This window comes from Chamaesiphon minutus PCC 6605, from assembly GCF_000317145.1.
GTDB lineage: Bacteria > Cyanobacteriota > Cyanobacteriia > Cyanobacteriales > Chamaesiphonaceae > Chamaesiphon > Chamaesiphon minutus.
On sequence record NC_019697.1, the window covers coordinates 5,830,050 to 5,844,423 of the forward strand.

The window sequence follows — 14,374 nt, forward strand, 5'->3', positions numbered from 1 at the left end:
CTTCGTTTGCCTAGATGTTGTCAATTCTGGTGCGAGCGATTCTAAGTTAACGGGCGATAATCGGCACTAACGGCTCTCTTCATTTAGAGACTCCGCCAGAGACATTCTCCTTTTCCTAAATCTATACTTGTTGAGAGCCAATGAAAATTACACTGATTAGTTCTTCGCTGAATGTTGGGGGTGCAGAACGAGTCATGTCAATTATTGCCAACTATTGGGCTGCTAGAAATTGGCAAGTAACCATCCTAACCTTCGACGATGGATCGACACCACCATTCTACGAGCTTGACAAGCAGATCGAGCATCGTCCACTAGGCATCAATATTTATAGGGGCTTGAATTTTTTCGCATTAAGTCAAAATATCCAACAAATTGGCAAACTCAAAAAAGCAATTGTCGCCAGTCGTCCGCAAGTGGTAATTAGCTGTGTCAATCTGACGAATATTATGACACTGCTCGCCTGTTGGCGACTCAAAGTACCCACGATCGTCTGCGAACATGTCTATCCAGCTTTTAGCGGACTGGGTAAATTTGCGGCACTACTCCAAAAATGGACGTATAAACGCGCCGATCTGATTACCTTACAGACGCATAGTGCATTATCATTTTTTCCTTTGGAGCGAGGCTATCAGACAGCAGTAGTTCCCAATCCTGTAGCCTTACCCGAATCAGAAGCGATCGAGTCTCAACTATACACCGACGATCGGCATGTCATCGCGATCGGGAAACTAATTCCCCAAAAAGGTTTCGATGTGCTGATTCAGGCTTTCGCGCAAATTTGCAACGAACATCCTGAATGGACTTTGACCATTTTTGGTGAAGGCGAAATGCGCGGCGAACTCGAAGATTTATGCTCGCGATTACGGTTAGAAGAACGGGTGTATTTGCCTGGAGTCGTCACCAATATCGATGCGCAGTTACGCAAAGCAGATATTTTCGCCCTCAGCTCTCGGTTTGAAGGTTTCCCCGTCACCTTGTGCGAAGCAATGGCTTGTGGAGTACCCGTAATTGCTGCCGACTGTTTGAGCGGGCCGCGCGAAATTATCCATAATGGTATCGACGGACTCTTAGTGGTACCCGATAATGTCGATGCTTTAGCAGTCGGACTAGATATCTTAATGACCGATCCAGTCAAACGTCAATATTTCTCGCACTACGCACCCAAAGTTCTCGACAGATTTGGTGTAGAGCCAGTGATGGCAATCTGGGACGGCGTTCTCAGACAAGCGATCGATCGTCGATCGAATAGAGGGTAGAAGGCTTTAGGCTTTAGGCTTTAGGCTTTAGGTGAGGAGTAATGGGTAATTGGTAAGGATTGAGAAAAAATGCTCCCCATCCACCCATTCACCCATCCACTAATTACAATACTTCTCCACGCACCGCACAAACATCTCCACCCCAGTACCTAAAGCTGTTTCGTCAAAGTCAAATCGGGGATGGTGATGGGGATATGCTAGAGATCGATCGGGATTTGCCGCACCGAGAAAGAAGTAACAACCGGGGACAGCTTGCAAGAAAAAGGACATATCTTCCCCACCCATAGTTTGACACTCAGGCACCACTCCCAGCGGCGTCTCTACCAAATCTGTCGCCACAGATCTGACAAGTTCGGCGATCTTGGGATCGTTAATTACAGGCGGATAAAGTTTGGTGTAGTCTAGCTGATAAGTCGCGCCATGGCTGGTACAAATTCCAGCGACAATCGCGTCGAGCCGCTGGTGAAAAAAGTCAGTTAATTCGGGATTAAAATACCGGACTGTCCCAGCTAAAGTAGCTGTATCGGCAATGACATTGCAGGCGGTACCAGCCCGAAATTCACCGATCGTTACCACCGCAGAATCGATCGGATTGACATTGCGCGCGACGATCGTCTGGAGCGAATTGACAATTTGACTGCCCAAGACGATCGCATCTACAGTCTGATGGGGCATCGCGCCATGTCCGCCCTTACCCTGAATCTTCAGTGTAAATCGTTCCACCGCCGCCATCAATGCCCCACTGCGCACCCCGATCGTGCCGAGCGGTAAATTATTCCACAGATGCAGCCCGATAATGGCATCGACATCGGGGTTTTGGAGCACTCCCGCATCGAGCATCGGTTTGGCACCGCCAGGGCCTTCCTCGGCGGGCTGGAAGATAATTTTGACCATCCCTGCAAAGTCATTTTGATGCTGCGATAGATAATATGCCGTCATCAAGGCGATCGCCACATGCCCATCGTGTCCGCAAGCGTGCATGATCCCATCATGTTTAGATTTATAGGGTACCTCATTGGCTTCTTGAATCGGTAAAGCATCCATATCCGCCCGAATCGCCAATGTCTTAAGCCGAAAACTCGTCTTGCGTCCCTGAATCATGGCGACGATACCCGTTTTGGCGATGCCAACTTGGTGGGGTATCTTCCATTCTGTGAGCTTTTTAGCGATCGCCTCAGCCGTAAGTCGTTCCTGAAAGCCAAGTTCTGGTTGTTGGTGGATCTGTCGTCTAAAGGCAACTAAATGAGGCTGTAATGCTTGAATCTCCGGTCGAATCTTGTCCGGATTAATTGGTTGGGTGGGTGCGTTAGTGGCAAACATTGGGTTGTAGGGATGAGTGAGCCAATCGTAGAAGCCGTGTCGAGTCCAAGAGCCTCGGATTATGTTGATTTTAACGCTACGGCTGGTTTAGTGACTAGTCGCATCGAGATCTGATTGGCACAGCTTGCACCAAATCTATCTTTGACTACAGCCTACCAAAAAATTAATTTAAAATTTACTGGTCACAGCCGACAGTTTGTTTTACCATGGTACTAATAGTTACAGTTTCTCAAAACTATCGCTCGTAGCCAACCCAGCTAGCCATAGCGTCGAGTTGGGAGTTGAACCAGCCCATTTAGTCTTAGTAACCTCAACTCATTCATCACAGCAGGTCATAAATTTAGGCAAGTGAATGACCTTGAGTACATTACAGACTAAACATCGCCATCGAGTTTGCCCGAATCACCCAAATATTTAGGATCTCATGTATTTATATAGTTGGCATCGATTTAGAATCTAGCACTTAGTTAGGCCCAGTTGAGGGCAATAGATCGATCGATGCTTACTTCCGTTTCCGCTATGAGATTATTACTAAAATACGCCTGACGATCCCTTTCGCGATCGCGAGAACGGACATTGGCAGTATGAGAGTAAGAAGATTGTAGACTGCGATATCCCCAGGCAGCAAGGTCGCGATCGCTTCAACAAACATACAACACACTTATCTTCGTCTCTCCATTCATCATGCAAAATCCAACATCCGTCAGCACAGACTCGCCTTTGGAGAATGCGGATATCCAGAGCCTGGAAAATATTATGGATTCTAACGTCCTCGGCGATGCGAATATCAACTACTCAAAAATCTTGATCACGCCCAAAGAACTTAAGGAAAAATTACCCCTATCTCCCGAATTAGAACAACGTATCCTCGACTACCGCCAACAGATTCAAAAAATCTTAGACTTCCAGGATCATCGCAAATTCATCGTTGTCGGCCCCTGCTCGATCCACGATGTCGATGCCGCCCAAGAATACGCCCACAAACTCAAAGATTTAGCCGATCGAGTCAAAGATAAATTCCTCCTCATCATGCGAGTTTATTTTGAGAAACCTCGCACCACTGTCGGCTGGAAAGGCTTGATTAACGACCCAGATATGAACGAGTCTTTCGATGTCGAAAAAGGCTTATATACTGGCAGAAATTTACTAATTAAAATCACTGAAATCGGGTTGCCAACCGCTACCGAAGCTCTCGATCCGATCGTTCCTCAATACCTCGATGAATTAATCTCCTGGGCGGCAATCGGTGCTCGCACTACCGAATCCCAAACCCACCGCGAAATGGCCAGCGGCCTATCGATGCCCGTCGGTTTCAAGAATGGTACCGACGGCAGCGTTAAGGTAGCCTTAAACGCCCTCCAATCGGCCAAACAACCCCACAATTTCCTGGGGATCGATAAGCATGGCAAAGTTAGCGTTTTTCAAACCAGAGGCAATGCTTACGGACACATTATCTTGCGCGGCGGCGAAGGTAAACCAAACTACGATCCCGTCAGCGTTCAAGCCGCAGAAACCGAACTCAAAAAAGCCAATTTACCACCCCGCATCGTTGTCGATTGCAGTCACGGCAATTCTAATAAAGATTATCGCCTCCAACCGATCGTCTTTGAAAGCACGATCCAACAAATCGTCAATGGCAATACCTCAATGGTAGGGATGATGTTGGAATCCAATCTCCACGAAGGCGGACAATCGATCCCCGAAGATCTCAGTCAGCTCAAATACGGCGTTTCGGTCACCGATAAATGTATCAATTGGGCAGACACCGAGCGGATTATTATGGCAGCATACGATCGACTATAACCCCAATTAGCACGATCTAAAAAAATCCCCTCCACGGAGCGGCGGTTTTATTAGGAGGTTCCATCCGAATAAAAAAACCGACAAGATAGGTGTACCCGTAGGGCTTGTGGGTGGGTAAGATCTCCACCACCCACAAGCCATCTATCGATCGTCGAATTTGGAATTAAAAGCGATCGGGTAAAGCAACCATAGTTTAATAAAAATTTGATACTTATTAAGTTTCATTCAAGAATAAATTGTCTAAAGGTTAATAACACATCATTTTAGCAAAGCTGTAGAGTCGTAACTTTAGTTTGAGTTGTAAAATGTGTACCCGAACTATCCACAATCTCCACCCGATCGCGATAAACTAGAATATTGCTCTCTTGTGTTCAGAATTTTATGTCGCTGCCGATCGTTGCTATTATAGGTCGTCCCAATGTGGGTAAATCCACACTCGTCAATCGTTTGGCGGGAGCGCGGGAATCGATCGTGCATGATGAGCCAGGAGTTACCCGCGATCGTACATATCGACGGGCATTTTGGCAAGATCGTGAGTTTGTGGTCGTCGATACGGGTGGACTCGTATTCGATGACGAAACCGAATTTTTACCGTTAATTCGCGAACAGGCGATGACGGCTCTATCGCAGGCAAGTGCGGCGATATTTGTGGTGGACGGACAACAGGGAATTACTGGTGGCGACCAGGAAATTGCCTCTTGGTTGCGGGTACAAAAAATCCCCGTATTTGTCGCGGTTAATAAGTGCGAATCGGAAACCGTTGGCGCGATGCAGACTGCCGATTTTTGGGAGTTGGGTATCGGCGAACCTTATGCCATTTCTAGTATTCACGGTAGTGGTACGGGAGAATTATTAGACGAATTAATTCTCCATTTACCCATCATGGAGGAAGTTGACGAGCCAGAAGTGCGGATTGCTATTATCGGCCGTCCGAATGTCGGTAAATCAAGTTTGCTCAATGCGTTCTTGGGTGAAAATCGATCGATCGTCAGTCCGATTTCTGGGACTACCCGCGATGCGATCGATACTGTAATTACTCGCAATGGTGCCAACTATCGGTTGATCGATACAGCGGGAATTCGGCGCAAAAAAAACGTCGATTATGGGCCAGAATTTTTTGGCATCAACCGCGCCTTTAAAGCAATCGATCGTTGTGATGTCGTCCTCCTGGTTTTAAATGCTGTCGATGGTGTCACCGAGCAGGATCAAAAATTAGCCGGACGGATTTCCGAAGAAGGTCGGGCGTGTGTAATTGTGGTCAATAAATGGGATGCTGTCGAAAAGGATTCCTACACGATTTATGACTATCAAGAACAATTGAATAGTCGGCTCAACTTCACTGAATGGGCGGAAAATATCTTCGTCAGTGCCCTTACCGGACAACGAGTTGATAAAATCTTAGAAATAGTCGATCGCGCCGTCGAACAACACCGTCGCCGTGTCAGTACCGCCGTAATTAACGAAGTCCTCGAAGAATCCACCACTTGGCATAATCCTCTGGTTACGCGGCAGGGTAAACAGGGTAAAATCTATTACGGTACCCAAGTTAGCTCCCAACCGCCGACGATCGCTCTATTTGTCAACGACCCTTCGCGGTTTAATGATAACTACCGTCGTTATATCGAAAACCAGTTTCGGACGCAACTCGGCTTTGCTGGTACTCCTCTGCGCCTCCTCTGGCGCGGGAAGAAACAACGCGAAGGCGAGAAAATCGTCAATCGTGCGACTAGAGTTAAATAAGGAATAGGGGATAGGCTTTAGGCTTTAGGTTTTACGCTTTGGGGGTTACCTCATTACCCATTACCTATTACCTATTACCCATCCACCCATCCACTCATCCACCCCTCTCCCCTAGTAGATGGATCTCCTCCGCTCCTTACCCATTGGATTATATTTAGAACAGCCCATTACTTGGCTGCATCGTCTAGATCCTAGAGTTAAACTCGGCTGGCTGCTGAGTTTTTTATTAGCTCCGGTGCTGGCTAGTGCAAGCTGGAAATTAAGCTTAGTCGCCCTGTTAGTTTTAATTAGTGTGCTCGCTCGGATTCCCTGGCGGGCACTCAAACAACAGATGGGCTGGTTATTACTCATTGGCAGCATCATTTTCGTAGTAGGTATTTTTGCGCCCGATAGTATTAATGTCACTCATCAACTCCGCTCTCCGCCAGATGCGGCTGTAGAATTTCCCCAACCATATCAATATGTATCGTTCAAAATTGATAGTGGTTTTATCCATCTCAAAGTTACCAAAAAATCGCTCGATAATGCGATCTATGCCAGTACGCTGATCTTTACATCGGTGTACAGCGTCACAGTGTATCTACTTACTACTTCGCCCGAAGAAGTTACCACAGGATTAGACAATCTCATGGCACCGCTGCGCCGCTATAACGTCCCGGTGACTGAAATTACCCTGACTCTGACTCTAGCTTTAAGATTTATTCCCTTGGTATTAGAAGAAATCCAAAACCTAGTGAGATCGGTATACACCCGCGCGATCGATTGGCAAAAATTAGGTCTTAAAAATAGTGCTAAAGTGTGGCTGACTGTCGCCGAAAAAGCGATCGAAAATCTCTTAGTCAGAGCAGAACAAATCGCGATCGCCATGCAAGCACGCGGCTTCACTACTCCCAATACCCACCACGTTGAATGGCATCAATTAAAATTAGGCACTACCGACTTTTTAGCGATCGCCATTCTCTTTGTCTTCTGGGCAGCTAGAATTGTTGTCGGGGGTCAATATGCTTGAGTTAGTTGATAGTTGATAGTTGATAGTTGATAACGATTCTCCCTGTCCCTCCCCCTCTCCCCCTCCCCCTCTCCCCCTCTCCCCGTCCCCCCTTGCACTCCACTCTTCCTCTCAACAATCGTACTGGCTCGCAAATATTCGATCGATTATTCAGACACGAGCCGATTGCGACATTATTAGAAAGTCCTAGTCATGGCGAGCGCGATTTGTTAACAAGGTACTCGATTTGTGCGGGGTCACCACAAATTATTAACCAACAGCCGCAGCTTTTTACCCCAGCAGTCGGCGAAATTTTAGATTGTTTGCGTGGTTTACTCGCAACTGTCGATAACCAACAAACATCGAGCTTGCCAGCCCATTTACCCTTCACTGGCGGCTGGTTGGGCTGGTTGGGCTACGAATTAGCCTGGGAAATCGAAAAACTCCCAGATCGGCGAGTAGATCCCCTACCCTTCCCGGTGGCTTATTGGTATGAGCCATCTGCTTTTGCAATCGTGGATAATTGGGAGCAAGTACTATATTTATCCGCCAATACAACCACAGAATTAGACGCGCTCATCGCCAAACTCGATCGAGCTGATGAGATTGACATTAAGCCTTCTAGCGGTTCAGTATCAGCGATCCCCGCAGCGACAACAGCGACAGATTTACATTTTTTCACCACCGAAGCAGAATATATCCAATCGATAGACAAAGCCCAAAAGTATATTCAAGCTGGGGATATTTTTCAGACGAATTTATCCGTCCGGTTTAGTTGCCAAGCCTCGATCGAGAGTTGGGAAATCTATCAAAGATTGCAACGCATCAACCCTTCACCATTTGCCAGCTATTGGCAAACACCTTGGGGATCGATGGTAAGTTGCTCTCCCGAACGACTGGTGAAATTGCAACAACAGCAAGCGACGACGCGCCCGATTGCCGGAACCAGAAAACGCGGTCAAAGTCAAGCCCAAGACGAGTTGTTAGCGATCGAATTAACGACTAATACTAAAGAAATTGCCGAGCATATCATGCTAGTAGATCTCGAACGCAACGATCTCGGACGCGTCTGTGAATGGGGTAGCGTTAAAGTCGATGAATTACTCTCGATCGAGCGATACAGTCATGTCATGCACTTAGTGAGTAATGTTACTGGCAAATTAGCTCCCCAGTTCGACTCGATCGATCTCATTGGTGCGATGTTTCCTGGCGGGACGATTACAGGCTGTCCCAAAGTTCGCTGCATGGAAATTATTGCTGAACTCGAACCATTACAGCGCAATCTGTTCTATGGCTCCTGCGGATACCTAGATAAACGTGGCTATCTAGATCTAAATATTTTGATTCGGACATTGCTGTATCATAGAGGCACAGTATGGGGTCAAGTTGGTGCGGGTATCGTCGCCGATAGTCATCCCCAACAAGAGTGGCAAGAATCTCTTCAGAAAGCTGCCGCTCAAATTGCCGCTTTGGGCATTATAAATTAGGGGGTAGGCTTAGGCTTAGGCTTTAGGCTTTAGGCTTTAGGCTTTAGGCTTTAGGCTTTAGGCTTTAGGCTTCAGGCTTTAGGCTTTAGAACTGCGTTCTCTATTCTCTCACTCCCAGTCCTCGCATCCCTTCACACTATCCATTACCTATTCCCTATTCCCTATTCCCTATTCCCTATTCCCTATCCACTATCCACTATCCACTATCCACTATCTACACCTAACATCTAACACCTAAAGCCTAACTAATGACTTCCGAAAACTATCTCAACCACCCTACCTTCGGCTTGCTATATCGCATCTGTGTTGTTGAGGAAAACCAAGAATTATTTACCACTCTATACGCACAGCGGATTTTTTTTCTAGTTACCAATAACGCTGACGGATTATCGTTTCAGCCGCTGACTCGTGCTGATGCGCGGTTGACGCTCGATAACCGTATCCGCGTCCTCAAACGTAACGGACAAATCCTCGAATACCAAGAGCTACAAGCCATGATTCAACAAAACTTTCCTGGGTAACACATTGCCACCCTAGAGATTGCACCAACAGACAGAAGAATAATTAGGATAATAAATATATTAGTGGAGCAATCCTCAGCCCCCAATCCCCAATCCCCAATTCCCTAGATGACGATCGCGCATAACATTGAGACTATTCGTCGAGATTTGCCAGCTTCGGTAAAATTGATGGCAGTGAGCAAGCAAGTGTCTGTCGCGCAAATGCGAGAGGCTTATGCCGCTGGGATTCGAGATTTTGGTGAGAGTCGGATTCAAGAAGCGCAGGCAAAACAACAGGAATTGAGCGATTTATCCGATATCTGCTGGCATCTGATCGGACATTTGCAAGGAAATAAGGTTCGCAAAGCCGTCCAAATATTTGACTGGATTCACTCAGTCGATAGCCTCAAACTGTTGCATCAGATAGATCGTGTTGCTGGCGAATTGTCAAAAAGTCCTCGGATTTGTTTGCAAGTTAAGATTTTGCCAGATCCAGACAAATATGGCTGGACTATTCCTGAATTAATAGCAGATTTAACTCAAATAAACTGTTGCGAATTTATCAAAATTAGTGGTTTGATGGCAATTCCGCCACTAGGATTGACGATCGAGCAAACGCAAGAATTGTTCGATAACGCACGAGATCTCAGCCATCAGATATCGCAGCAGCCAGGATTGCAGCTCCAGATGACAGAGTTATCCATGGGGATGTCTGGAGACTATCGCTCGGCGATCGCGGCTGGTACGACAATTATTCGCTTAGGAAGTATTATATTTGGCGATCGAACGGAAAACTAAACTATCGTCACTATGCACGGATTTGTAATAAAAGTGCGTTTCGATCTATTTATTTAATTGATGTTAATTAAAGCTGTTGGTTTGACTGACAATAATTTATTCTCGTCTTAAAATACTAAAACTGTGTTAAGTAGTATTCTCTAAGTATTAATACCTACTTCTGCTGTCTGAGTACCACTACTCCTAATGCTAACTAGGCAATTACTTAAAATATAGTACGACCCAGTACCGATTTCGATAAGTGGACATATTTTATACGTCAATTGGCTGACGAGCCAGATCTAGTTACAAAAAGCTGCGACTTACGGCAAGGGAAAATAGCTATCGTAGACGAAACCTATACGGGTATTAGAGAATTTAATTTTTTAATATTTTCTAAATATCTGTAATTCCATGGTATTATTCTCTCTAGATTGGCATTGCGTGTGTATTTGTACTACTCACACCTGTGAGTTCGGTCGCAGTACATCCGTAAATTTTAAGTAATTATGCTTAGACAACAACCGATGCTACTTTTTACCTGCGGAACATTTCGCGAACGCAAAAAGACCATATCGATGGGTTGCTAAGCTGGCAGCTTTAAGTTAGCCATTCCGAGCATGATTTATCAGTATCTGACAGTCAAAAAGCATCTATACCATCACAGGGCGCAGGAGTAGTAAAAGTGAAAGTTTTAGATCGATTCAAAGATTTCATGGGTTTAAACGAAGACGAATACAGTGATTACGATGAAACGGATAGTGACGCTTATCGTGGCGAATATCAACCACCCGAACCCCCAGTCGCACAACCCGTAGTAGAAGAAGAACGTCGTGGGTTCCGCCGCGTTACCGAAACGCGTGGGGCGAGCAAAATTAATAATGTAGTCGGGATGCCAGGAATCGTTCATGGCGTTTCGGAAATGATTTTAATCGAGCCGCGTTCTTTTGAAGAAATGCCGCAAGTAATTGATGCTTTACGCCACAGAAAGTCGGTGATCCTCAATATGACCTTGATCCGGCAAGAGGAAGCTCAAAGATCGGTGGATTTTGTCGCAGGTGGAACATACGCCATCGACGGCCACTATGAACGGATTGGTGATAATATTTTCCTGTTCACGCCCAATTGCGTTCAAGTTAGCACTCCGACAAACGTCATTCACGATCCGGTCAACCAACAAACACCGATCGAGAAGACAGTTCGCAACAATCGCACTAGCACGCCATTGTCCACCTGGGGTAACGAACCGATCCAAGCAGCTCAATAACATTAGTCAACCTAATCGATGGCAACTACAATCGGTACCCAAATCTGTTCGATAACTGAAAGTAGTAACTTATGGCTGTCAAGTTAGGTGTAATCGGTGGCGGGGTCATGGCATCGGCGATCGTATCCCGCCTGCTCGCTGGTGGTACTTATCAAAGTACCGAAATCCTCATTAGCGAACCGACACTCTCTCAACGAGAAGCTCTCCACCAACAGTATGGAGTAGGGGTAACTGATGATAATAATTTGGCGGCAATGTCTCCAGTCCTGATGCTGGCAATCAAGCCCCAAGTCTTCGATCGGGTTGTGGCTCAATTATCGCCACTGAGCAACAACCCCCAATTAGTACTTTCGATTCTAGCAGGAGTCAAGATCGCCCAGCTAGAAGGCGCGTTTCCCGATCGAGCCGTCATCCGGACAATGCCCAATACGCCTGCAACTGTCGGGATGGGCATTACCGCGCTTTCAGCCGGAGCGCGGGTTGACGCTGCACAAATAGAACTAGCAACCCAAATCTTTCAAGCCGTGGGTGAAGTCATCACCGTGCCAGAATCTTTGCTGGATGCGGTGACTGGTTTGTCTGGTTCTGGCCCTGCATATATAGCCATCGCGATCGAGGCTCTAGCCGATGGCGGTGTCGCCGCAGGTCTCCCTCGTCCGATTGCCGATCGGCTGGCATTACAGACCGTTTTAGGCACGGCTACACTCTTAAATGAATCGCAGATACACCCCGCCCAATTAAAGGATCGCGTTACTAGTCCGGGCGGGACGACTATTGCCGGAATTACTAAATTAGAGCAAGCAGGTTTTCGATCGGCTCTTATTGAAGCTGTCATTGCCGCAGCCACTCGATCGCAGGAGTTGGGCAAGTAGAGAATCGCTTTTTTCCCACAACCCGCTTCCCACTCCCCGCTGCCTCGTCTAGCTTTTCATCCTGCGAGCCAGCACTGGTTATATCTAACCCATTTTTAACCTATGGCTTCAAATTCTAGTGCCGATCGCCGCTCCCCACCAAAATCCCGTCAACAAAATCGCTCGCGGTCGCACTCGCAACGACAGCAAGTTCAGCAGTTAAATTCGCCACAAGAGCGAGAATGCCGACAATCTGTCTCAATCTTCATTCATCTGGTGCGGCTGAGTATTTGTGGACTGGGAGCCAGTACGATCGCTGGTACCACGATCTCGATTCTGAATCCACCCCAACAGGCGGCCAAGATCGAACCGCACGTACTACCACCGACACTACCACAGATCGAAGATATCAAAATCACTCATATCATTCCCGCACTCGATCGCCGCCTTCAAGCAACGCTGAATCGGAGCGATAAAATCGATCCCAGCTATCTATTCGTCGATCTAAATTCAGGAGAATATACCCAACTGGGAGCCGATCGCGTATTGCCTGCGGCAAGTACGATTAAATTACCGATTTTAATCGCTCTATTTCAGGATGTGGATGCCCAGAAAGTCCAACTCGAAGAGAAACTCACCATCGACAAAAATTCGATCGCTGGGGGTTCGGGGGATTTGCAAGCGCAAAAACCGGGAACGCAGGTCAGCATCCTCGTCGCCGCCACCAAGATGATGACCATCAGCGACAATACCGCCACCAACCTAATTATCAACCGCTTAGGCGGAGCCACCAAACTCAATCAACGCTTTCGGAATTGGGGACTGAAAGTGACGACCATCAATCGTCCCCTGCCAGATCTCGAAGGTAAAAATACTACCACACCTAGAGAATTAGCCCGAACGATGATGGCGATCGATCCGCCAACGCGATCGCCCCACGGTGGTAAACTGCTCTCAGATTCGTCAACAAGCCAAATTCTCAGCATCATGAGCAACACCATAGGCAACACGATGTTGCCCAAAGGTTTGGGTGCAGGCGCGAAAATTGCCCACAAGACAGGCGATATCGGCTCGACAATTGCCGATGTCGGCGCGATCGAGCTACCATCGGGTAAAAAATATCTCGCCGCAGTCATCGCCAAACGCCCCTACAACGACCCCGATGGCCCCGCCTTAGTCCGCAGCATGTCCAAAATCGTCTACGAACAATTCTCGCGTCCGCTCCCCACCGCCACACCTAATCCCCAAGCAGATGCGGGGTTTCCGAAAACGGTCTTTATTAGGACTAGAGAATAGGGAATAGGGAATAGTGAATAGGTAATGGATAGTGTGAAGGGATGCGAGGACTGGGAGTGAGAGAATAGAGAACGCAGTTCTAAAGCCTAAAGCCTAAAGCCTAAAGCCTAAAGCCTAAAGCCTAAAGCCTATCTACTATCATGCACTTATTAATTCCCGCCGCTGGCATGGGTAAACGGATGGGGAGCGATCGTAATAAGCTCCTAATTACCCTACTTGGCAAACCCTTACTCGCTTGGACGTTAATTGCTGCCGAAAATGCAACATCGATTAGTTGGATTGGCATTATCGGACAGCCAGAAGATCGAGCCGATCTCGAAAATATTCTCAGCAACATATTTATATCCAAACCCGTCCAATTTATCCAAGGTGGCTCTACTCGGCAACAATCGGTCTATAACGGCTTGCAGGAATTACCAGATGAAGCAGAGCGAGTATTAATTCACGATGGGGCTAGATGCCTAGCGACACCAGATTTACTCGATCGATGTGCCGCCATTCTTGCCACCTGTCCCGGATTAATTGCCGCCGTTACCGTAAAAGATACAATTAAAGTTGTAGATAATACGGGCATCGTTATCGATACCCCCGACAGATCCAATCTGTGGGCAGCTCAAACACCCCAAGGATTTGAGGTCAAACTGCTCAAAGCCTGTCACGACAAAGGACGCGACCTCGGCTGGGAAGTCACTGACGACGCCGCATTATTTGAAAAATGCAGTCTCCCCGTCACCATCGTTCCCGGTGAAGAAACCAACCTTAAAATCACCACTCCAGTCGATCTAGCGATCGCGGAATTTATTCTTAAGAGTAGGGGTTAAGCTTTAGGCATTAGGCATGAGGATTGAAGACGCTTGCGTCTTGCTAATTCTCCCTGCTGATTCACTAATCCCTGGCGTTGCTGATTTCAGGTATGATTTCTTACTTTGGCAATCTCTTCTCCCCGCTGTCTTGATGCGCGCTCCCCCGCTTTCCTGCCTAGCCTTTCATACATCAATCCAGCAACGCCTAATCCCTAATTCACTAACCCCTAAAGCCTAAAACCTAAAGCCTAAACCCTAAAGCCTAAAGCCTACCCCTAAAACCTAA

Annotated in this window: 12 protein-coding genes; 11 read left to right on the forward strand and 1 reads right to left on the reverse strand. The window is 47.0% G+C overall.

The window, feature by feature from the left end:
- The first annotated feature begins 140 nt into the window (after positions 1-140).
- Positions 141-1,256 carry a glycosyltransferase family 4 protein gene (locus tag CHA6605_RS26595; RefSeq protein ID WP_015162471.1) on the forward strand — a complete coding sequence of 372 codons (1,116 nt, stop codon included), beginning with the start codon at positions 141-143 and terminating at the stop codon, positions 1,254-1,256.
- 99 nt (positions 1,257-1,355) lie between these two features.
- On the opposite strand, the gene CHA6605_RS26600 is transcribed toward CHA6605_RS26595, so the two are convergent.
- Positions 1,356-2,576, reverse strand: coding sequence for a M20 metallopeptidase family protein (locus CHA6605_RS26600; RefSeq protein ID WP_015162472.1), 1,221 nt, complete (start codon positions 2,574-2,576; stop codon positions 1,356-1,358).
- 756 nt (positions 2,577-3,332) lie between these two features.
- On the opposite strand from CHA6605_RS26600, the gene CHA6605_RS26605 reads away from it, so the two are divergent.
- The 10 genes from CHA6605_RS26605 to ispD all read left to right on the forward strand — a co-directional run bounded on the left by CHA6605_RS26605 (position 3,333) and on the right by ispD (position 14,106).
- Positions 3,333-4,379, forward strand: coding sequence for a 3-deoxy-7-phosphoheptulonate synthase (locus tag CHA6605_RS26605; RefSeq protein ID WP_051038980.1), 1,047 nt, complete (start codon positions 3,333-3,335; stop codon positions 4,377-4,379).
- A 381-nt stretch (positions 4,380-4,760) separates the two neighbouring features.
- Positions 4,761-6,119 (forward strand): ribosome biogenesis GTPase Der, encoded by a 1,359-nt coding sequence (gene der / locus CHA6605_RS26610; RefSeq protein WP_015162474.1) that lies wholly within the window; start codon positions 4,761-4,763, stop codon positions 6,117-6,119.
- 118 nt (positions 6,120-6,237) lie between these two features.
- Positions 6,238-7,128, forward strand: coding sequence for an energy-coupling factor transporter transmembrane component T family protein (locus tag CHA6605_RS26615; RefSeq protein WP_015162475.1), 891 nt, complete (start codon positions 6,238-6,240; stop codon positions 7,126-7,128).
- 92 nt (positions 7,129-7,220) lie between these two features.
- Positions 7,221-8,594 (forward strand): anthranilate synthase component I, encoded by a 1,374-nt coding sequence (locus tag CHA6605_RS26620; protein WP_041548475.1) that lies wholly within the window; start codon positions 7,221-7,223, stop codon positions 8,592-8,594.
- Between the two features lie 248 nt (positions 8,595-8,842).
- On the forward strand, positions 8,843-9,115 hold the full coding sequence (gene pipX, locus CHA6605_RS26625) for a transcriptional coactivator PipX (protein ID WP_015162477.1): 273 nt from the start codon (positions 8,843-8,845) through the stop codon (positions 9,113-9,115).
- 108 nt (positions 9,116-9,223) lie between these two features.
- Positions 9,224-9,892 (forward strand): YggS family pyridoxal phosphate-dependent enzyme, encoded by a 669-nt coding sequence (locus CHA6605_RS26630; RefSeq protein ID WP_015162478.1) that lies wholly within the window; start codon positions 9,224-9,226, stop codon positions 9,890-9,892.
- A 664-nt stretch (positions 9,893-10,556) separates the two neighbouring features.
- Positions 10,557-11,138: a cell division protein SepF gene (locus CHA6605_RS36695; protein WP_015162479.1), complete on the forward strand. Its 582-nt coding sequence runs from the start codon at positions 10,557-10,559 to the stop codon at positions 11,136-11,138.
- 71 nt (positions 11,139-11,209) lie between these two features.
- Positions 11,210-12,010 (forward strand): pyrroline-5-carboxylate reductase, encoded by an 801-nt coding sequence (gene proC / locus CHA6605_RS26640; RefSeq protein ID WP_015162480.1) that lies wholly within the window; start codon positions 11,210-11,212, stop codon positions 12,008-12,010.
- Positions 12,011-12,112: 102 nt separating this feature from the next.
- A complete protein-coding gene (locus CHA6605_RS26645; RefSeq protein ID WP_015162481.1) occupies positions 12,113-13,285 on the forward strand; it encodes a serine hydrolase in 1,173 nt (390 codons plus the stop codon).
- A 140-nt stretch (positions 13,286-13,425) separates the two neighbouring features.
- Complete coding sequence (gene ispD / locus CHA6605_RS26650) at positions 13,426-14,106, forward strand: 2-C-methyl-D-erythritol 4-phosphate cytidylyltransferase (protein WP_015162482.1); 681 nt, start codon at positions 13,426-13,428, stop codon at positions 14,104-14,106.
- Positions 14,107-14,374 lie beyond the last annotated feature (268 nt).